This window comes from Streptomyces sp. NPDC101776 (assembly GCF_044766845.1).
Taxonomy (GTDB): domain Bacteria; phylum Actinomycetota; class Actinomycetes; order Streptomycetales; family Streptomycetaceae; genus Streptomyces.
Genome location: NZ_JBIWMV010000020.1, coordinates 21292 through 40986 on the forward strand (window position 1 = coordinate 21292; position 19695 = coordinate 40986).

Sequence of the window (19695 nt, forward strand, 5' to 3'; positions counted from 1 at the left end):
GCGCTGCGGCACGTGGTCGCGACGCCCGTCCCATCTCGTCCATGAAGAGCTGCGCGGCCTAAGACACCCCCGCAGGTCACATAACGCAGTCGATCACGGTCGCGTCCGACTGCCGCCCGGCTGCGGTCACTATGCCCCAGGCGCAGTGGCCGTACGTGCGGACGACCGGGTCGGCGCCGTCAGCGGTGGACTCGATCGTGTCGAACAGTGCCCGCGCCGTGTGGATTGGGACCTCGGACACCTGGCCCTCGACTTCGCCGAACAGGTCCGGCCGGCAGCGGACTTCCGCAACGAAGCACAGTTCACCACCGTCGCGGCCGCGCTATCCCGGGAAGCCGAACAGCGGGTCAGGAACCTCAGGGCCCGGTTCGTCGACCTTGGCACCACGGCCGACGCGCTGATGGGACGTCCCAGTCGGCCCGGCCACCTGTGGGAGGACTTCAACGCCGGTGTGGCGGCCGCACTGGTGGGACAGCCCGGAGGTGCCCGTCAACGACTCGATCAGGTCCGGGACCATGACCCGATCGCGGACTGGATCCAGCAGGCGCATCAGACGGCTCACCATGTCGCGGGCATCGCCGACGGCACCATGGCGGTCCACGACTGGGCCGCGACCAGGATCACTTCCTGCAGGAAGAAGCTGTCGCTCGCGGAGCCACCAAATCCGCTGACCATGGCCTAACGGGCCACCGGCGTCCCCCAGTTCAGCCCTTCCCCGAGAACGAGCCAACCCATCGGAGAACGCCGCAGCAGGATGCCCAGCGTCGCATTCAGCGCAGCTGACCGCGGCTGATCTCCGGCCACGCCAGCGGCTCAGGCCTGTCGAAAGCCTCACGGAACTGACGAACACGCCCGCAGTTACTCTGCTCCGTCACACCACCACCGCACCCTTTGTACGACGCTGTTGCGGACGGTGTCCTGAAGCGGGTGCCGTCCGCCCTCCCCGGACAGGGCACCGCACGCCCTGCCGCTCACGGTGCGGGCGACGTCCGATCGATGTCCACCACCCGCGCGGCAAGGCCGAGTTGGCGCCGGGTCGGCGCCGCATGCCTTAGCAGACGTCACCGGCATCCGGCCGGCGTCTCCCGGCGGCCGGTCGGTCTGCGTCGTAATGTCAAGATCGTGTCCTCAGTGATGCTGTCCCTTCTCAGGCGTGTCTCAGGAGTGTCATCGGGTGAGGGATCGCCCCAGGGCCCCCGTGATGGAGGGAGAACGACCGCGGGGCAACCGCGGATCGGCAATCACGGGGAGAACGAGACACATGATGTTCAAGCGATTCGGGACCATCGCCGCGACCGCGATCACCGGCACCCTGCTCCTGACCGCCTGCAACGGCGCGGACGGTGCGGCCGACGCCAACGTGTCGCATCCGGCGGCCGGAGCGACGCAGCAGGCAGGCGCCACGCAGGCGGCGGGCGCCATCGGCCGCTACTCCGAGAACGCGCCGGGGGCGATGTACTTCACCTCGATCCTCACCGGTGACAACGAGGTGCCCGTCAAGGGCAAGCCGGCGGTGGGCGACAAGGACGGCAGCGCCGTGGCCCTCATGCGTATCCAGGGCAACGAGGTGTCCTTCGCGTTCGCGTGGACCGGTACGGGGACCCCGACCATGGCCCATCTCCACCAAGGCGGCCGGGGCACCAACGGTGACGTGAAGATCCCGTTCTTCATGGAGAAGCTCAAGGGCGGCACGCCGTTCGTGTTCGGCACCGTGAAGGTCAAGGACGCCGACCTGCTGCGGAGCATCAAGGCGTATCCCGACCGGTTCTACTTCAACCTGCACACCGCCGAGTTCCCCGGCGGCGCGGTCCGCGGACAGGCTGTCGCGCTGCCGGGCGCGGTCTCACTGCCCGACGCCATCCGGCACTCGGCGCTGGCCGGCGTCGTCAAGGGCGCCCAGGTCTACGCCTGCACCAAGCAGGACGACGGCTCCTACGCCTTCACCCAGGACAACGTCGACGCCACCCTCCAGGGCGGCATCCAGCACAGCTTCGCCAAGCACGGCCCCGCCGGCCCGCCGCAGTGGATCGCCCCCGACGGCTCCTCGGTGACCGGCACCGTCCTCAACAAGTTCGACAACGGCACGGGCAACGTCCCCCAACTCCTGCTCCGCGCACAGCAGACCGGCAAGAGTGAGGGACTCCTGTCCAAGACCACCTCGGTCCTGCGACTCAACACCGCCGGCGGCGTCGCCCCGGCAGGCACCTGCAACCCGGCCACGCAGCCCACCGCCCGCGTCCCCTACACCGCGGACTACCTCTTCCTCGCCACCAAGTAAGACCTACCTGGCCATCCGGCCCGAACACCACCAGGCGGTGCGAGTCCCCCGCGGACTCGCACCGCCGCGTGCTTGCGACAACCGACGCCCCACACCCCGGCGCCTCGCTCCCATTCCCATCATGGGCAAGACATTTGAACCCGTTCAACGACGGGGTGGGGTGATCCGGGCTGCGGGAGATGTCTGCCGTCCTGACGCCCGAGCGCCAGGACCACGAGCCGTCACCGGGCCGAAGAACACCAGGTCGGTCGCCCGGCGCTGCCGCCGCCCGAACCGTCCCAGTGTGCGGCCGCCGCGAGGACAGCAGCAGCCGCGCCCGTTCCGAGTACGGCGCCGGCGACGACGTCGCCCGGGTAGTGCACCCCGGTGTGGACGCGCGAGTAGCCCACGGCGCAGGCCAGCAGACCGAGAGGGACCGCGGCAGCCGGGAACGCGGGTCCGACCGCTGCGGCAAAGGCCACGGCGGAGGCCGTGTGCCCCGAGGGGAAGGAGGCGGACGCCGGCATGGGGACATGCCGACCGGGGAAGGGCGAGTCCTCGGCACGGTGCGGGCGTGGCCGCCGTACAAGGCGCTTGCCGAGCAGGTTGGCCGTGGTGGACGCGACGCCGAGCGCGGCGACGCCGAGCACCGCGGCGCGGCGGGAGCGGCCGGGGCGCAGAGCCAGGGTGGCGGCGATCAGGAGGGAGATCTTGGAATGGTCGGCCGCCGCGGACAGTCGGCGCAACGCCGAGTCCAGTGCCGGTGTGCTGGTGACCGTCACGGTCTCGTAGAGCGCCTGGTCGAGGCCGGCGAGATCGCGCAACAGGCCCTGCGGTACTCGCTGTTGCCGAGGACGACGGTCAATCATCGCGCTGCTCCTGGTTCTTGTCGCGTGAGGGGGCTGTGGGGTCGTGGCTCTCGTGGTCGTGGGGCGACCGGTCGAAGGCGAGGCGCAGGACGCGGTACCAGTCGACGGCCGGTGCGACGTACGGTGCCCCGGGGCGTTCCCGTGGCACGCGCACCCGCAGCGCGCCGGGTCGTATCGTGCACACCACGGGCGGCGGCAGGACGAGTGCCTCGCCGTCCACGGCCACCGGGATGGCCTCCTGCTCTGACTCGACGACGACGCTGCGGGACGTCAGGGTCGTGATGCCGCTGGCCCGCTCCCCCAACAGCGCCAGTTCGGCGGCTTGTACCGCGCCCCCGACCCGGACCGCGATCACGCCGAGCGCGCCCGTGTCGAGGCGTTCCCTGCGGCCACCGGTCAGGGGGTCGGCCCGTGCGTAGGGGTTGTTGCTGACCAGCACCGCCTGTGGGGCCTCCAGCCGCTCTTCGTCGGTCCGGGCACTGAGTTCGGCGCCCGACTCGCCCGCCAGCAGGTCCGGCAACTGGTCGAGCGCGGTGACCGCCTTGGCGTCCCGGTAGTCGGGGTTCTGCACGATGTGCGCGTACGCACCGAACGAGGCGGTGTTGACGAACGGCCGGCCGGAGATGTCTCCGAGGTCGACGCGGAGTTCCACACCGTCCGAGAGCGCCTCCAGGCTGCTCACCGGATCGTCCCGGTCCAGACCGAGGTCCATGGCGAAGTGGTTGCGAGTGCCCGCCGTGACGACCATGAACGGCAGACCGTGTTCGGCGGCCACTCCCGCCACCAGTGCCTGGGTGCCGTCACCGCCGGCCACACCGAGCAGGTCCGCTCCCTCGGCGACAGCCCGCCGGGCCAGTGCCACCGGATCCGGATCCGTGTCGAGGTCGAGCAGGATCACCCGCGCGCCCAGTGCCTCGGCCCGCTCCACGAGTCCGTACCGCCCGACCTTCCCGCCACCCGACTTCGGATTCATGATCAGCACGGCCCGGCGCGGCGGCCGGACCGTACGGGTGTGCATGCCGTGCGGCTCACGCAGACGGCGCAGGGCACTCCTCGCGCAGCCGAGCGCGGCCGTCCACGCCGCGAGGGCGACCACCGCGACCACCCACAGGCCCGACACGGCGTACAGCACCAGGACACCGACGGGCGCGAAGATCGCCAACAGGGCACCGAGGAGCCGGGCGAAACCGCGGTGTGCCAGCGCCCACCACAGGCCCGCGCCGGCCAGTCCGAGTCCCGCCAGGCCCAGCAGCAGGATGAACCAATGGCCGGTGCCGGCCACCACTGCCGCCACTGCACCCGCGACGCACAGCAGGGCGAGACGGGCCAGGGCTCGCGCCGAGCCGAGGCCCTGGGGTCCGTGGCGTTCCGTCTCGCGCGTCGTTCTGGTCTCGTTCACTACCGCTTCCCGGTCATGGCTAGGTGGGACGGCCACCAACGCGGCGGGTGCTCCGTCTGCCCACGGCTGAGGACACCGCGTCGGCAGTGACCGATCCTCGTGAGCCCGGCACCTCGATGGCGCCTGCATCGGCCAGGTGGACCGACGGCGCGTCGTCACCGATCTTGGAGTGATGGTGTCACGTCACCTACGGCAGCCGCGCCTGGGGACTCACGTCCGAACGCGACGGCTCACCCTTCCGCCGCCCTCAGCCGCTGGGCCGCCGTGTCGCCACGCCGGCCGACCGGTACGACGCCTGTCGCGGCGCCGAGGCCGTACGCGGGCACTGTTCGACACGATCGAGTCCACCGCTGACGGCGACCCCTATGTCATCACCGTCTGGGCGGCCTTCGCCTGCACGGCCGCGGCACTTGCCGGCGACCCGGCACAGGCGCTGCGCACAGCGGCGCAGGGAAGCGCCCTGGACCCCGAGTTCTCGTTCGTCTTCCTCGGCAGTTATCAGCGTCTGGCCATGTGCTGGGCACGTGCCGTGACCGGCGAGGACCCGGCCGGCGCCGCGACCGAGGCACAACGGCTGATCACCGCGGCACTGGCCGACCCACCACGCTCCGGCCTGGCCACCTGGTACGGCCTCCTCGCCGAGATGTGGCTCGCGGCCGGCAGATCGGACGAGGCTTCAGCAGCCCTCGACCAGGCCGACCTGGCCCTCGACACCTACGGCCAGCGCTACGCGGAGAGTCTGCTCCTCATTATCCGGGCGCGGGTGTTGCAGGCCCGCGACGAGCCGGACGCCACCGTCCGGGCCGTTGCCGAGCGCGCCCGGGCACTGTGCGACGAGCGCGAGGCGCACCTGTTCGCCCGCCGTGTCGAGGAGTTGATGTCCGGTCTGCCCGAGGCCTGACGACCCGCCGGCGGCCACCTGCGTTTCGGCGGAACGCCCCAGGCGCGGGCGACGGCGGCAGCGCACCCGAGCGTCTCCCGGCTCATGGCGGCCCGTGGCATCCGCACCCTGGACGAGGACTGGACCGTTCGTGGACGCACCGCCCGGCGCCCGGCCCGGCACCGTCCACAGGACGTCAAGTACCCGGCTCTACGCTCACGCCTCGTCACCTCGGAGGACAACTCCCTGAAAGGCGTGGTGTGATGACGACTTCTCGCCGTACGTTGCTGGCCGGATCCGCCGCGATCGCGACCGGCAGCGTGCTCAGCGCACCAGCTGCGCAGGCCCAAACCCCGGCGAAGGGTCCCAACCCGACCGTCGTGCTCGTGCATGGCGCGTTCGCCGACGCCTCCGGCTGGAACGACGTCGCCCACCGGCTCGTCCGTGACGGCTACCCCGTCATCGCACCGGCGAACCCCTTGCGCAGCGTGTCCACGGACTCCGCATACCTGGCCGACGTCCTGGCCACCCTTGAGGGGCCGGTGGTGCTCGTGGCGCACTCGTACGGCGGGATGGTCATCACGAACGCAGCGACCGGCAACCCCCATGTGACGGCGCTGGTCTACGTGGCGGCGTTCATGCCGGATCACGGCGAAACGCTGCTGGGCCTGCAAACCCAGTACCCGGGAAGCCTCCTGAACGAGGCAGCACTGGACTTCCGTCCCTACGGTGACGGTCTCGTCGACGGCTACATCAAGAAGGAAGCCTTCCGGGACGTCTTCGCGGCCGACGTGCCGCGGAGGACCACCGAGCTGATGTGGGCCGGCCAGCGACCGGCCGACACTCGTACCCTGGGCGAGCCGTCCGGCGCCCCGGCTTGGCGGACCCCGTCCTGGTATCTCGTGGCCCGCGACGACCGGGTGCTGCCGGCCACGGCGCAGCGCTTCATGGCACAGCGAGCAGGTGCGCAGGTCCGGGAGGTCAGCACCTCGCACGTCGCGATGATCTCGCAGCCTGCCGCAACGGCCGACCTCATCAAGCGTGCCGCGCGCTGACGGGCCCGAGGAGACGGCGACGTCTCAGCGACCGCCGCGGACGATGCTCCGCCATGGTGGCGAACATCCAGCCCGGCCATGGCCACCTGAACTCGGCATCCGGGCAAGCAGGTCGGGCGCGTCGGCCGTCGCAGGGGGCGACGATTCCGCGAGCGGGTGGTTTCCCCTCGGTCGAGCAGACACCCGACCGGACCGGCAGCGACCTGGCCGTGCGCTGCACCAGCGCCGGAACCGCGGTCTGCGTTCCGCGTCGTGACGCGTCCTCGACGACTTCGCCATGCGCCGGCCCGATCGCCGCCTCCCGGCTGCGGCCCACTGACGGCGGAGGCCTACTCCAGGACTTCGGCCGAACCTCCGTCGTGACCGCTCCGCCCAGCGGGACCGGCTTCGGGCCGGACGCCGACAAGCTCAGGCTCCAACCCCCCGCTCAACCCGGCACGTCCACGGCCCACGTCAACGCGCCAGGCCTCAAAAGCCCAGCTGGTGAGCGCGACGACCGCGAGACCCAGGAGCCAACCACCCACCACATCACTGAACCAATGGACACCGAGCGCGATCCGGGTGAAACCGACGCCCAGGACGGACACGACCGAGACGCACCAGCACAGCGCACGCAGAGCACGCGGCACCACGGGCAACAGGACCAGCAGCAGAATCGCGAAGGACGTCGTCGCGGTCATCGTGTGACCCGACGGGAAGGAGAATCCCGGTGCGTGCGCGACCGGATCCTCCAAGGACGGCCTCGCCCGCTCAACCACCACTTTCACCAGCAGCCCGATGAGTCCACCGACCGTGGCCGTCACGGCGGACCAGATGGCGAGGCGCCAGGCCCGGCGGTACAACAGCCATACGGTCAGCAGCGCTACGGCCGTGCGAAGGGTGACCGGGTCCCACACCCGGTCGGACAGGAACCGCAACACGTGCGTCCACGCCGGGTGTTGGAGGGCCGTCTCGTTCAACTGCCGTGCGGCGCCCGCGTCGAGCCGACGCAGCGGCTGCCAGTGTCCCTCGACCAGGACGAGCAGCAGTCCGAACGGGACGGCGGCCACGGCAGCGACCGTGGCCGAACCGAGCAGGTGGACGCCGAATCTCCGGTCGGCGTGACGACGGCGGAGGTCGCGAAGGCGCTGAGCCGTGGCACGGACCATCACTCACACTCCCGGGTCGGCAGTGACCGGACCGGGCCGCAGCGCCCGCGCCGCCTCCAGTTGGGCGGCGAAGGACAGGCCCAGGAAGAGGGCGATGGAGGTCAGGTAGGCCCAGAGCAACAGGGACATGAAGGCGCTGAGCGGGCCGTAGACCGCGTCGAAGGATCCGCTGAAGTTCAGGTACAGACTCAGCAGCCAGGTCAGGGCCGTCCACAGCACGAGGTACACGGCGGCGCCGAAGGCCAGCCAGGTGTAACCGGGCTGGCGGCGCCGGGGGGACCGGCGGAAGATCGCGCTGGCCGAGAGGAGGGCGAGCAGCAGGCCGAAGGGCCAGCGCAGGATCTCCCAGGCGGTCCTGGCGTCACCGTCGAGGTGGTACACCGTCGCCGCCGCGGCGGCCAGGTCGCCGCCCGCCACCATCACGACGAAGCCGAGGCCGAGCGGGATCCCCGCGCTCAGCGACATCACCAGACCGCGCAGATACTTCTGGCGGAAGGGGCGGTCGCGTTCGTTGCCGTAGATCCGGTTGGCCCCGCGTTCGATCTGGCACATCGCGGTGGTGACGTTGACCAGGGAGAAGAGCAGGCCGAACCAGAGGGCGATCTGGTCGCCGTCGCCCGCGCTGTGGCGGCCGCGGTCCAGGGCGTCGTCGACGACGTCGGCGCTGGGGCCCTGCGCGATGCGGTGGATGGTCAGTTCGGCGAGTCTGCCGATGTTCTCCGTGTGCAGCGCGGTGGACAGTCCGACGAAGGCGATGACCAGCGGGATCACCGCCAGCACCGTCTGCAGGGCGAGCGCACGCGAGTGGCTGAAGCCGTCGGCGTAGCGGAACCGGACGAACGAGTCACGCAGCAGCGGCCAGCGGCCGTAGCGGCGCAGCGACGCCAGCGCCTCGTCGGCCGCGAGGTCGTCGCCGGTCATGTCACGGGTCTCGGGGACCTTGGTGGCGGTACCCATTCACTTCTCCCGGGTGGGCAGCAGCACGGTCAGCGCGCCGGGGCTGACCTCGGCGGTGAGACGCCTGCCGTGGGACACCGGGTCACCGTCGAGTTCACGCGACTGCGGTACGGCGAAGGTGAGTTCGGCCCGCCGGAAGGTGCGGAACTCCACCGCCACGCCCTTCGTGCCGGTGCCGTCGGGGACGAGGGTGTCCAGGGTCGTGGGCCGCGCGCTGCGCCCGCGGCCGCGTAGCAGAGTGACCAAGGCGCTCATCCAGCCGCCGGGGCCGCGCGGGTCCAGGATCAGCAGATCGAGCAGTCCGTCGTCGGGGCGGGCCGCCGGGAGGAGCGTGAGACCGCCCTGCACGGTGCCCACGTTGGCGAAGAGCACCATGCGGGCCGTGCGGTGCAGGACGGGACCGTCGTCGAGACGGACCGTCAGCCGCATACGGGGTGTGCGCAGCGTGCCGAAAGTGGCGAGCACGTAGGCGAGCCAGCCGACGGCGGACTTGGCGCGGGCGTCGGTGTGTTCCAGCATCGCGGCGTCGAGCCCGGCCCCTGACATCGCGGCGAAGTGGGTGGCGGCGAGGCCGTCGCCCTCGATGCGGCCGAGGTCGAGGCGGTGCGGGGTGCCGGACAGCGCGGCGTCGAGTGCGCCGGAGGGGGTGAGCGGCAGGCCGAGGTTGCGGGCCAGCAGGTTGCCGGTGCCGCAGGGCACCACGACGAGCGGTACGCCGGTGCCGGCCAGGGCGTCGGCAGCGGCCCTGACGGTTCCGTCGCCCCCGCAGACCACGACCAGTCGCGCTCCGGCACGGACCGCGCCGGCCGCCTGGCCGGTGCCGGGGTCATCAGCGGTGGTCTCGATGAACTCCGGTGCGCGGTGGCCGTGTTGTTCGAGGATGCGGCGCAGTTTCGCCCGGTCCGCCTCGCCGGTCACCGTGGGGTTGAAGATCACGGCGGTGCTGCCGGGCTCGCGCTCCTCGACCTCGGCCTCGGCTTCCGCGTCGGCGCGCCCGGTGCGCGGCGAGGGGACGGCGACCACGGACCCGTCGGTGAACAGCGCACGGCCGACGATCAGCAGGGACAAGGCACCGTTGGCCAGTCCGCCGATCACATCCGTGGGGTGATGCATTCCCCGGTAGAGACGCGAGAGACCGACGGCCAGCGGCACGAGGAACAGCAGCCCGGCCAGCGGCCACCGCCACGGCCTGCGCACCCGGGACAGCACGAGAACCGCAAGTCCGGCGTAGAGCACGGTGGCCGCGCCGGTGTGGCCGGAGGTGTAACTGGACGTGGGCGGGGAGGCGTCGAGGCGGTGCACGTGCGGGCGCGTCCGGTCCACCGACTCGGTGACGGCCAGGAACACCAGTGCCTGGAGCGAGACGGCGACGGCGAGGAAGACCGCCTGACGCCACATCGGCAGCCGGGGTACGAGCAGCAGCGCCACGCAGCTCACCAAGGTGACGGCGATCACCGTGAGGGTGTTGCCCGCCTCCGAACCGACGTACGACAGGGCGGTGAGCGGGCCCGTACGGATCCGCTCCAACCCCTCGTTGACGTGGTCCTCGACCGTCAGCGGCCACATGTTCCGGGCGGGGCCGGTGATCAGGAGCCCGAAGCCCACCAGCAGAGCGGCCTGACAGACGGTCAGTACGCCGATGCGCGCCGCGGTGCTCCCGGTACCGCGGGGCAGAACAGGCGAACGGCCCGGCCGGACCGCGTCAGGTTCTTCCCCGGTCGCTCCCACTGCTCTTCCCGGCACTGCGGTCGACATCGGCGCTCCCACGGGTCGGCGCCTCGCGGCGGTCCACGACCGGGTGACGTTCACACCCGATCCATCGCCGTCTGCCCCCAAAGCCGAGGCGCAGACACCTCCTTCACGTGGGAATCCCGATCTCGAAGAACTTCAGCATCAGACAGAGGCCGAGTACCCATCGCCCCGGTCCTGTCGGCCGCCAGTTACCAGTCACCAACGTCCAGCTCGCCAACAGCTCGTCCTGCGACCAGGGGACGTCCTTCCCGCACGCCTGCGGATTCTGGGCGGGGTGGCCCAGGTCCAACACAGCGCTGCGGCCTTGGGCTCCGACGTCCGCCAAGAGCCTGCGCCGGAGGGCGAGTTGTGCGTGAACGACCTGGAGGCCGACCGCCGCGCGCCGCCGTCGGCTTCCGCCGGCCCCTCCCACCGAAAAGAACCGCAGAACGATTGACCCCCGCCCCACTGAGCTCTACGTTACCCACGCCCCTCCGATTTGAATCGATTCAATTCTTTGTACGAGTGAGGAGTCGTAGTGATCAGCAGGAGGAACATTCTCGCGGGCGCGGTCGTCACGGTCGCGGCGGCAACGGTCGACGGTGCGCCGGCGATGGCCGCGTCGGCATCCGGACAGGCGCGGGCGAAGACCCGGCGCGACGGCCTGCGCGTCACGGCGCCGACCGTGGAGTACGTCCAGAACCCGCTGGGGATCGACGCGCAACGCCCCCGGCTGAGCTGGCCGTTGGCCTCGGACGGGGTGGATGTGCGCCAGAGCGCCTACCAGATCCGCGTGGCCGGCACCGTGTCGGGCCTGTCCCGACCGGACGTCTGGGACAGCGGGAAGGTCACGTCCGGCGAGTCCGTCCTCGTGTCGTACGGAGGTCCCGGACTCAAGCCTCGGACGCGCTACCACTGGTCAGTACGCGTCTGGGACGGGGACGGACAGGTCTCCGCCTGGAGCGCGCCCTCATGGTGGGAGACCGGGTTGATGGATGCCGGTCAGTGGAGCGCGGGCTGGATCTCCGCGCCGGCGGGCCTCGCGGACGCGCCGTCCTTCGAGGGCGGTTCCTGGATCTGGTTCCCCGAGGGCGATCCGACCAACAGCGTTCCGGCGGCCACCCGTTGGTTCCGCCGTACCGCCCAACTGCCCGACGCAATCACGTCGGCCACGCTCGCCATCACCGCGGACAACGTGTACGCCGTCTCCGTGAACGGAATCGAGGTGGGCCACACCGACCTCGACACGGACAACGAGGACTGGAAGCGCCCTGCGGTGATCGACGTACTGGACCGTGTACGGGCGGGTGACAACGTTATCGCCGTGTCTGCCACCAACGCGACGGAGGGCCCGGCGGGACTCGTCGCCGTCCTCGTGGTCGCCACGGCTTCCGGTGAGCGGAAGGTGTTCACCGACGCCTCCTGGAAGACCACGGACCAGCAACCCCCGACGGACTGGCGCGAGTTGGACTTCGACGACGCCGGCTGGCGGGATGCCAGGGTGGCTGCCGCGTGGGGCGGCGGACCGTGGGGACGGGTCGTCCCGGTGTCGTACGCCGTCACCCAGGTCCGGCGCGCATTCCGGCTCCCGCGCAGGAAGGTGTCACGGGCCCGCCTGTACACCACGGCGCTCGGCCTGTACGAAGCCCACCTCAACGGCAGCCAGGTGGGCCGGGACCACCTCGCTCCCGGCTGGACGGACTACAGAACGCGCGTCCAGTACCAGACGTACGACGTCACCACGCTGCTACGGCCCGGCGCCAACGCCATCGGGGTCTACCTGGCACCGGGCTGGTACGCCGGCAACGTCGGCATGTTCGGGCCCGGCCAGTACGGCCAACACCCGGCGCTCCTGGCCCAGTTGGACGTGGAGTACACCGACGGGACGAGCGAACGCATCACGTCGGACACCGACTGGCGGGCCGCCGCGGGGCCAATCGTCGCCGCCGATCTGCTCAACGGCGAGACGTACGACGCCCGCAAGGAGACCCCCGGCTGGGCCTCCCCCGGCTTCGACGACACCGGCTGGCTCGGCGTACGGGGCATGGGTGGCGTCGGCGACATCGGTCCCGGCCTGATCGTCGCGCAGGTGGACGGTCCGGTGCGGGTGGAACGGGAGTTAACGCCGAAGGCGATCACCCAACCCAAGCCCGGCGTCCACGTGTTCGACCTGGGCCAGAACATGGTCGGCTCGGTGCGGCTGCGTGTGTCGGGCGACGCGGGGACGACCGTCCGGCTCAGACACGCCGAGGTGCTCAACCCCGACGGCACCGTCTACACCGCGAACCTGCGGACCGCGGCGGCCACCGACACGTACACCCTCAAGGGACACGGGGAGGAGGTCTACGAACCTCGTTTCACCTTCCACGGGTTCCGCTACGTCGAGGTGACCGGTTTCCCGGGCACTCCCACCGCCAAGGCCGTCACCGGGCGCGTCATGCATACCTCCGCCCCCTTCACCCTCGACTTCGAGACCGACGTACCGATGCTCAACCAGCTTCACCACAACATCACTTGGGGCCAGCGCGGCAACTTCCTCTCCGTTCCGACCGATACACCCGCGCGCGACGAACGCCTGGGATGGACGGGCGACATCAACGTCTTCGCGCCCACGGCCGCTTACACGATGGAGTCGGCCCGCTTCCTGTCCAAGTGGCTCGTCGACCTCCGGGACTCCCGGACCGCGGAGGGCGCGTTCACGGACGTGGCACCCGTCGTCGGCACGATCGGCAACGGCACGGCCGGCTGGGGCGACGCGGGGGTCACGGTCCCCTGGTCCCTCTACCAGGCATACGGTGACCGCCAAGTCCTGGCGGACGCCTGGCCGTCCGTCCAGGCCTGGCTGGCGTACCTGGAGAAGAACAGCGACCGACTGCTGCGCCCGGACCAGGGATTCGGCGACTGGCTGAACGTCGGGGACGAGACCCCCAAGGACGTCATCGCCACCGCGTACTTCGCGCACAGCGCCGACCTCGCGGCCCGGATGGCCGGGGAACTGGGCAAGGACGCCACCCCCTACCTCGACCTCTTCGAACGGATACGGACAGCCTTCCAGCAGGCCTACGTCACCTCCGACGGCAGGGTCAGGGGCGACACACAGACGGCCTACGTCCTGGCCCTGTCGATGAACCTGCTGCCGGACGCGTCACGAACGGCCGCGGCCGACCGTCTCGTCGCTCTCATCGAGGCCAAGGACTGGCACCTGTCGACCGGTTTCCTCGGCACGCCCCGACTGCTGCCCGTCCTGACCGACACGGGCCACACCGACGTCGCCTACCGCCTCCTCCAGCAGCGCTCCTTCCCCAGCTGGGGCTACCAGATCGACCGGGGCTCCACCACGATGTGGGAACGCTGGGACTCCATCCGGCCCGACGGCAGCTTCCAGGACGCCGGCATGAACTCCTTCAACCACTACGCCTACGGCTCGGTGGGCGAATGGATGTACACGAACATCGCCGGTATCTCGCCGGGCCGGCCCGGCTACCGCGAGATCGTCATCCGCCCCCGCCCCGGCGGGGCCGTCACCTCCGCCCGCGCCGACTTCACGTCCGTCTACGGCCCTGTCTCCACCCGGTGGCGGGTACGATCCGGCCGCTTCGCCCTGACCTGCGTGGTGCCGCCCAACACGACCGCGGAGGTATGGGTGCCCGCGACCGGTCCGGACGCGGTCGGACACACTCACGGGACGTTCCTGCGCCAGGAGGACGGCGCCTCGGTCTACCAAGTCGGTTCCGGCACACACCGGTTCACCGCCTGACGGTCGGTCCTCCGGACCCGCAGGCGGACACAGCACCCGTGTGTCCGCCTGCGGCGGGCTCGTCAAGGAGCCGCGCGTCGTACACGGTGAAGGCACCCACGATGTGTCCGACCGCGGTACCTGGTCCTACGCGCCGGCCGAATCGGAAAGGAAGGCGGTACGGGCCGCCGGACGGGCACCGATGAGCACAGCACCGTGGAAGTGGTCCGGCGGTACGGCCGCCATCGTGTCGAGGGACTCGTCGGGGACGGGCAGCAGGTGGGCGTCGACCCAGGTGTCTCCCGTCGCCGTGCCGTGCCACGGATCCTCGACGACGACGGCGCCCGGCACGATGCCGTGGCAGAGCACCCAGTGCGGTACGTCGAACCCCTGCATCCCGGCGAGCGAGATCAGCAGCAGCACCTGTTCCCGTCGCCCGACCGCGCCGCGGATCCCGGCCGGGAGCAGCCGGTGCGGTTCGACCGGCACACCGATCCGTGCCGCGTCCGCACGGGACATGCGCTGGAGGTGGGCCCGCCACTCCTGCTCGGTCTCCGGAAAGTGGTCGAGCAGGACGGGCCGGTCCACATCGAGGTGGACCGTCACGGAGGACGACGGCCAGGTCCGGCGCACGGCGACGCCCAGTCCGACGGGCTCGCACGAGGGGAAGTTGGTCGCCTCACGCCACAGCGTCAACTCCGCCCGGCGGTCCAGCGACTCCACCGGCAGCGTCCCCGCGTGCGCCTGCGCGACCAGCGCGGTCACCGCGCCGCACGAGAAGTGTGTGGTCTGCCCGTAGTACGGCGGCTCGGGCACCGTCTCGCCGGCGTGCAGCCAGCGGACATACGCCGACGCGGGCCCAGTGTTGTCGGTGGCCGGCGGGCGCAACACGGTGAATCCGGCGTCAGCGGCATCCTCGGAACGTGCCGTCCAGCCTTCCCACTTGACCTGCACGAGTCCCCGCTCGCGCGCGTGACCGACGACGGCCGCGACGGCCGCCTGTACGTCGCCGAGGGCGTCGACGATCTTCAGGTAGGCCGTGTGCGGACGTGCGGTGACCAGCGCGGCCCCCGTCCAGTCCGCATCGTCCCCGCCGCCGTCACCCGCAACGGCAACGAGGTGAACCCCGTGGGCCGTACGGTCGACCGCCTGCCAGCGCTCCAGTACCTCGTGGTGCGCGAGCCGCCGCAGCGCAGTCGGCACGGCCTCCCGTTCGAACGGGACGACGACACGCCCGACGGACGCTTCCTGCTGGGACGACGGCATTCCGGTGCTCCTGAGGGCGAGGACGGGAAACAGGGCGGGGAACGGGGGCAGGAAAAAAGGCGCCCCCCTCGTTGTCATACGCGGGATTTCCGGAGCACCCAGATGAAGTACGGGCCGCCCACGAGCGCGATCATGAGGCCCGCCGGCACCTGGGCCGGTGCCACCACCGTGCGCCCCAGGGCGTCGGCCACGCACACCAGCACTCCGCCCAGCAGCATCGCGACCGGGATCGACCGCCCGTGCCGGGCACCCACCAGTGACCGGGCGAGATGCGGGGCGACGAGCCCCACGAAGCCGACGACGCCCACGGCGACCACGCTCAGCGCGGCAAGCACCGCGGCAATCCCCAGAGCCGCGAAACGGGTGCGCTCGACCCCGACCCCGACGATGCGCGGAGTGTCCTCGTCGACGGCCAGCAGATCGAGCCTTCCGCGCATCGCCATCAGCACCGGGAACGCGAGCACCAGGGCCACCGCCACCGGCACGACATCGGGGAACTCCCGGCCGTAGGTCGTACCGGAGAGCCAGGTGAAGAGCCGGGGCGTGTTGTACGGATCGGCGCGCAGCAGCAGGAACGTGGTGACGGAACTGATGCCGTACCCGCAGCCGATGCCGATCAGCACGAACCGGTCGGGCAGGAAACCGCCGCGCCACGACAGCAGGGTGATCAGCGCGAACGTGGCGAGGCCCGCCGTGACAGCGGCCACGACGAGCACCGGCCGGCCGCCGGGTACACCCGACGTGACGACAGCGGCCGCTCCCAGTCCGGCGCCCGCCGTGATGCCGAGCACGCCCGGTTCCGCGAGCGGGTTGCGCACCGCGCCCTGCACGACGCATCCCGCCAGTCCCAGCGCCGCGCCGGCGAGTACCGCGGCGGTCACCCGCGGGACCCGGTCGTCGAGCGCCTGGCCGATCAGATCCGGGGCCGTGCCGCGCAGCCACAGGCCGATGTCGCCCGTCCGCAGCCAGATGGCGCCCGCCAGGGTCGCCACCAGGACCGCCACGGCCAACAGTGCCGCCGCGCCGCACACCACAAGGAGGAACCCCCGGCGCGACCGTACGGCGACCCGGACGTGAGGCGGTCGGCGGAGTTCGCCGGTGTCGCGCAGGCGCAGCGCGAGGACCACGATCACGACGGAGCCCAGCAGCGCGGTCGGCACGCCCGTGGGAATGGAGGCGGCACCGTTCGCACCCTGAATCGCCCGCAGGACCGCGTCCGCGAGCAGGACGAGCAAGGCGCCCAGCAGGCCTGCCGCCGGCACCAGGAGGAGATGCCGGCGCAGCGCCCTGGCCCGCCCCGCGATCATGCGGGCCAGGACCGGGGCGCCGAGACCGACGAAGGAGATCGGGCCCGCGAGGGTGACCGCCGTGGCCGTCAGCACCACCGCGCACAGCACGGCCGTCACGCGGGTGGCGCGGATTGGCACACCGAGGGTGGACGCGGTGTCGTCGCCGAGGTTCATCACGTCCAACCGCCGGGACAGTGCCAGTGCGACGCACAGCACCACGAGAAGGACGGGGAACGCACGCAGCGACGCGTCGATGTTCATCTGCGCGAGCGAACCGCTCCCCCACGCGAAGAGACCGACCGTGTTCTCCTTGAACAGGACGAGGAGCATCCCGCTCACCGCGTCCAGCGCCATCGCCATCGCCGATCCGGCGAGGATGAGGCGGGTGCCCGCGGTACCGGCCGCCCGACCGGCCAGAAGCAACACGAGAGCCGCCGCGACCAGACCACCCGCGAAGGCGACCGCGCCCGACGCCCACAGGGGGACGGAGATACCGAAGGCCGCCACGAGCGTGAGCGTGAAGTAGGCCCCGGACGTGACCGCGAGGGTGTCGGGCGAGGCGAGCGCGTTGTGCGTGACGGACTGCAGCAGCGTCCCGGCCGAGCCGAGGGCGAAGCCGACGGCCACGCCCGCGAACAGGCGCGGCAGGCGCGAGCCGGTGAGGATCTCACCGACCGGCGCTCCGCCGCCGGTCTGCCGTTCTCCGGCGAGGTATCGCACGAGATCGCCGACTCCGACGCCCGACGTCCCCTGCGTCAGGTGCCACATGCCCACCAGAACGGTCAGGAGAAGCAGGAGGGCCAGGACGGCCGCACCGGTGGGACCGCCGCCACGCTCGACGCGCGGCAGCGCTTTCCCCGGGGGTGCCTCCACCGTCCCCGCTGTCGAGGAGGCCGGGGCCGGGGATTTCTGCGATGTGCTCACTTGTCGAGTACGTCGACGTACGCGTCGATGGCCTGCTCGCAGGAGAGCGGGCCGCCCGCGCCCCACACCCCGGACGGGAACGCGTGCGCACGGCCTTCCTTCACGGCCGCCATGCTCTTCCACAGGGGGTTCTTCTTCAGCGCGGCGACATATCCGTCGGCTCCCTCGTCGGCGGAGTAGAACAGGTTGGCGTCGCCCACCGAGGTGAGCCCCTCGACGTCGGTCTGTGCGAGGCCGTAGGAAGGATCGACACCTCCGTCGCCGTGGGCCTTGTTGATGGTGTCGGTCCAGGCGGGGGTCATGCCGAGTTCCTCGCCTATCTGAGTGAAGAGGGCGCCCGTGCTGTAGGGGCGGATGACGAGGTTGCCGCTCTCCAGCCATCCGTCGAAGAACAGGAACTTCTTCGTGGGCAGACCGGAGTCGGTGACCTTCTGCTTCGCCTCCGCGAGGTGCTGGTCGAACTGCTTGAGCACCTGGTCGGCACGCTCGGTCCGCCCTGTCGCCTTGCCGATCATGGTGAACACGCTCTTCATGTTCCCGAGCGGGTCCTTCGGGTCCGCGCCCTTCGTGGCCAGCACGGGGACGCCGCGCTTCTCCAGCTTCACGAGGGTTTCGTCGTCGGCCTTGAAGGCCTCGACGACGATGAGGTCGGGCTTCGTCGCGTAGAGGGTGTCGAGGTCGGGCTCGCCGCGGGTACCGACGTCGGTCTCCCCGCCGGGCAGCTTCTCGGCGCTGACGTAGGTGCCGTATCCCTTCGCATCGGAGACCGCGGTGGGGGTGACGCACAGGGTCAGCGCGTCCTCGACCTGCTGCCACTCCAGGACGGCGATCCGCTTGGCGGGCTTGGCGAGCGTCACCTTCCGGCCGACACCGTCCGTGAAGGAGACCGGCTTCGTCGAGGTGGTCGTGGTGTCGTCGGCACAGCTCTTCGACGCGGGCGAGGCACTGGCACTGCTGCCGGCCCCGACCTTGTCGACGTCGGTCGTGCCGCACGCCGACACCGAGAGGACGAAGAGCCCCACGGAGGCCGACGCCGCCAGACGGTGGGCACGGTTCATGGACAAGCCTCTTTCTTGTTTCCCCGCGATGTTCCTGCGGGTGCTTCTACGAGTGATCACGGCGATGGAAGTGCCGCTTCGGATGGAGCGCCTCTTCAGGCGGGGTGCCGACCGATCGGGTCGATGCGGAGACGGCCGGTGCGCGGGTCGACGCCGACCTCGACGCGGATGTCGTAGACCTCGCCGATGTTCGCCACGGTGAGGACGTCGGCGGGTCTACCCGTCGCGTGCACGCGGCCCGCGCTCATCAGGACCAGCGTGTCCGCGACGCGGGACGCCTGGTCGAGGTCGTGGAGCACGATGCCGACCGCGATGCCGTGGTCCTCGACGAGATCGCGTACCAGGTCGAGCGTCTCGATCTGGTAGCGCAGGTCGAGGTGGTTGGTCGGCTCGTCTAGCAGGACGACGCCGGTGTCCTGGGCGAGACAGGCGGCGAGCCAGACCCGCTGTATCTCGCCGCCGGAGAGCTCACCGACCGGCCGGGAGGCCATGTCCCGTACGCCGGTGACGCCCATGGCGCGGTCGACGGCGCCGCGATCCTCAGCGGTCGGCCCGGCGAAGCTCCGCCGGTAGGGGTGACGTCCGAACGCCACGACCTCCGCGACCGTCAGCCCCTGGGGCGCGGGCCGCGACTGGGAGAACAGCGTGACCTCGCGGGCGAACTGACGGGCACTGAGCAGCGCCGCGTCCCGCACACGCGGGCTGTCGGTGTCGCCATCGGGACGGTCGTCGGGTCCGCCGGCGGACCCATCCGGGGCACCGGGACCCAGCGTCACCCGGCCGCTGTCCACCCGGTGCAGCCTGGACAGTGCGCGCAGCAGTGTGGACTTCCCGCTGCCGTTCGGCCCTACCAGGGCGGTGACGCGGCCGGGTTTCAGCGCGATGGATACGCCGTGGACGACCGGTTCGCCGCCGTAGCGCAGCACCAGGTCGTGCCCGTTGAGGGCGGCGACCGGCGCGACGGGTTCGTCCGCGGAGTGATCGGCGTGCCGGAAAGGGCTGGTGAACATCGATGGATCCGGACGGTCGGAGGAGCAAGGACGACGGCACCCTCCACCGGGCGCGCACGACAAATACCGCCCGCGGCCCGGACAAGAAGTAAGGGTTACCTAACTCCAAGAAGCTT

General features: G+C 71.0%; 14 protein-coding genes and 1 pseudogene. 6 read left to right on the plus strand and 9 right to left on the minus strand.

Annotation, left to right across the window (positions count from 1 at the left end):
• Positions 1-145 precede the first annotated feature (145 nt).
• Complete coding sequence (locus ACIRRY_RS40700) at positions 146-682, plus strand: hypothetical protein (RefSeq protein ID WP_403983463.1); 537 nt, start codon at positions 146-148, stop codon at positions 680-682.
• 579 nt (positions 683-1261) lie between these two features.
• Positions 1262-2278 (plus strand): CHRD domain-containing protein, encoded by a 1017-nt coding sequence (locus tag ACIRRY_RS40705; protein WP_403983465.1) that lies wholly within the window; start codon positions 1262-1264, stop codon positions 2276-2278.
• A 221-nt stretch (positions 2279-2499) separates the two neighbouring features.
• On the opposite strand, the gene ACIRRY_RS40710 is transcribed toward ACIRRY_RS40705, so the two are convergent.
• Both ACIRRY_RS40710 and ACIRRY_RS40715 read right to left on the minus strand, forming a co-directional pair.
• A complete protein-coding gene (locus tag ACIRRY_RS40710; RefSeq protein ID WP_403983467.1) occupies positions 2500-3126 on the minus strand; it encodes a phosphatase PAP2 family protein in 627 nt (208 codons plus the stop codon).
• A complete protein-coding gene (locus ACIRRY_RS40715; RefSeq protein ID WP_403983469.1) occupies positions 3119-4525 on the minus strand; it encodes a diacylglycerol/lipid kinase family protein in 1407 nt (468 codons plus the stop codon). Before ACIRRY_RS40715 ends, ACIRRY_RS40710 begins: the two co-directional genes overlap by 8 nt.
• A gap of 172 nt (positions 4526-4697) precedes the next feature.
• Here ACIRRY_RS40715 and ACIRRY_RS40720 point away from each other — a divergent pair, with 172 nt between their 5' ends.
• The 3 genes from ACIRRY_RS40720 (at position 4698) to ACIRRY_RS40730 (ending at position 6460) form a co-directional block, all read left to right on the plus strand.
• The gene (locus ACIRRY_RS40720) at positions 4698-5426 is read left to right on the plus strand and encodes a hypothetical protein (RefSeq protein WP_403983471.1); all 729 of its coding nucleotides are present in this window, start codon (positions 4698-4700) and stop codon (positions 5424-5426) included.
• An 84-nt stretch (positions 5427-5510) separates the two neighbouring features.
• Positions 5511-5669 (plus strand): hypothetical protein, encoded by a 159-nt coding sequence (locus tag ACIRRY_RS40725; protein ID WP_403983473.1) that lies wholly within the window; start codon positions 5511-5513, stop codon positions 5667-5669.
• Entirely contained in the window at positions 5669-6460 is a 792-nt protein-coding gene (locus tag ACIRRY_RS40730) for an alpha/beta fold hydrolase (RefSeq protein WP_403983475.1), read from the plus strand. The genes ACIRRY_RS40725 and ACIRRY_RS40730 overlap by 1 nt, the downstream gene beginning before the upstream one ends.
• Before the next feature lie 329 nt (positions 6461-6789).
• Here ACIRRY_RS40730 and ACIRRY_RS40735 read toward each other — a convergent pair whose 3' ends face one another.
• The 3 genes from ACIRRY_RS40735 to ACIRRY_RS40745 are packed head-to-tail and all read right to left on the minus strand — an operon-like array spanning position 6790 to position 10320.
• Positions 6790-7608 (minus strand): phosphatase PAP2 family protein, encoded by an 819-nt coding sequence (locus tag ACIRRY_RS40735; protein WP_403983477.1) that lies wholly within the window; start codon positions 7606-7608, stop codon positions 6790-6792.
• 3 nt (positions 7609-7611) lie between these two features.
• The gene (locus ACIRRY_RS40740; RefSeq protein WP_403983479.1) at positions 7612-8565 is read right to left on the minus strand and encodes a YihY/virulence factor BrkB family protein; all 954 of its coding nucleotides are present in this window, start codon (positions 8563-8565) and stop codon (positions 7612-7614) included.
• Entirely contained in the window at positions 8566-10320 is a 1755-nt protein-coding gene (locus ACIRRY_RS40745; RefSeq protein WP_403983481.1) for a diacylglycerol kinase family protein, read from the minus strand.
• Positions 10321-10834: 514 nt separating this feature from the next.
• Between ACIRRY_RS40745 and ACIRRY_RS40750 the strand changes: the two genes are divergently transcribed.
• Positions 10835-14053 carry an alpha-L-rhamnosidase gene (locus ACIRRY_RS40750; RefSeq protein WP_403983483.1) on the plus strand — a complete coding sequence of 1073 codons (3219 nt, stop codon included), beginning with the start codon at positions 10835-10837 and terminating at the stop codon, positions 14051-14053.
• Positions 14054-14179: 126 nt separating this feature from the next.
• On the opposite strand, the gene ACIRRY_RS40755 is transcribed toward ACIRRY_RS40750, so the two are convergent.
• From ACIRRY_RS40755 to ACIRRY_RS40770, 4 genes and pseudogenes are all read right to left on the minus strand, one after another.
• Positions 14180-15298: a peptidase C39 family protein gene (locus tag ACIRRY_RS40755; protein WP_403983485.1), complete on the minus strand. Its 1119-nt coding sequence runs from the start codon at positions 15296-15298 to the stop codon at positions 14180-14182.
• A gap of 74 nt (positions 15299-15372) precedes the next feature.
• A pseudogene (locus ACIRRY_RS40760) lies at positions 15373-17493 on the minus strand (iron ABC transporter permease); the annotation flags it as partial.
• 14 nt (positions 17494-17507) lie between these two features.
• A complete protein-coding gene (locus ACIRRY_RS40765; RefSeq protein WP_403983487.1) occupies positions 17508-18569 on the minus strand; it encodes an iron-siderophore ABC transporter substrate-binding protein in 1062 nt (353 codons plus the stop codon).
• 95 nt (positions 18570-18664) lie between these two features.
• Positions 18665-19579, minus strand: a complete 915-nt coding sequence (locus ACIRRY_RS40770; RefSeq protein ID WP_403983489.1) for an ABC transporter ATP-binding protein — start codon at positions 19577-19579, stop codon at positions 18665-18667.
• Between the last annotated feature and the right edge of the window lie 116 nt (positions 19580-19695).

What these genes read in the sequence shown, in the direction of transcription:
- ACIRRY_RS40705 (WP_403983465.1), top strand. Translation starts at nt 1,262, where the DNA reads ATGATGTTCAAGCGATTCGGGACCATCGCCGCGACCGCGATCACCGGC.
- ACIRRY_RS40710 (WP_403983467.1), bottom strand. Translation starts at nt 3,126, where the DNA reads ATGATTGACCGTCGTCCTCGGCAACAGCGAGTACCGCAGGGCCTGTTG.
- ACIRRY_RS40720 (WP_403983471.1), top strand. Translation starts at nt 4,698, where the DNA reads ATGGTGTCACGTCACCTACGGCAGCCGCGCCTGGGGACTCACGTCCGA.
- ACIRRY_RS40725 (WP_403983473.1), top strand. Translation starts at nt 5,511, where the DNA reads ATGGCGGCCCGTGGCATCCGCACCCTGGACGAGGACTGGACCGTTCGT.
- ACIRRY_RS40730 (WP_403983475.1), top strand. Translation starts at nt 5,669, where the DNA reads ATGACGACTTCTCGCCGTACGTTGCTGGCCGGATCCGCCGCGATCGCG.
- ACIRRY_RS40735 (WP_403983477.1), bottom strand. Translation starts at nt 7,608, where the DNA reads ATGGTCCGTGCCACGGCTCAGCGCCTTCGCGACCTCCGCCGTCGTCAC.
- ACIRRY_RS40740 (WP_403983479.1), bottom strand. Translation starts at nt 8,565, where the DNA reads ATGGGTACCGCCACCAAGGTCCCCGAGACCCGTGACATGACCGGCGAC.
- ACIRRY_RS40745 (WP_403983481.1), bottom strand. Translation starts at nt 10,320, where the DNA reads ATGTCGACCGCAGTGCCGGGAAGAGCAGTGGGAGCGACCGGGGAAGAA.
- ACIRRY_RS40755 (WP_403983485.1), bottom strand. Translation starts at nt 15,298, where the DNA reads ATGCCGTCGTCCCAGCAGGAAGCGTCCGTCGGGCGTGTCGTCGTCCCG.
- ACIRRY_RS40765 (WP_403983487.1), bottom strand. Translation starts at nt 18,569, where the DNA reads ATGAACCGTGCCCACCGTCTGGCGGCGTCGGCCTCCGTGGGGCTCTTC.
- ACIRRY_RS40770 (WP_403983489.1), bottom strand. Translation starts at nt 19,579, where the DNA reads ATGTTCACCAGCCCTTTCCGGCACGCCGATCACTCCGCGGACGAACCC.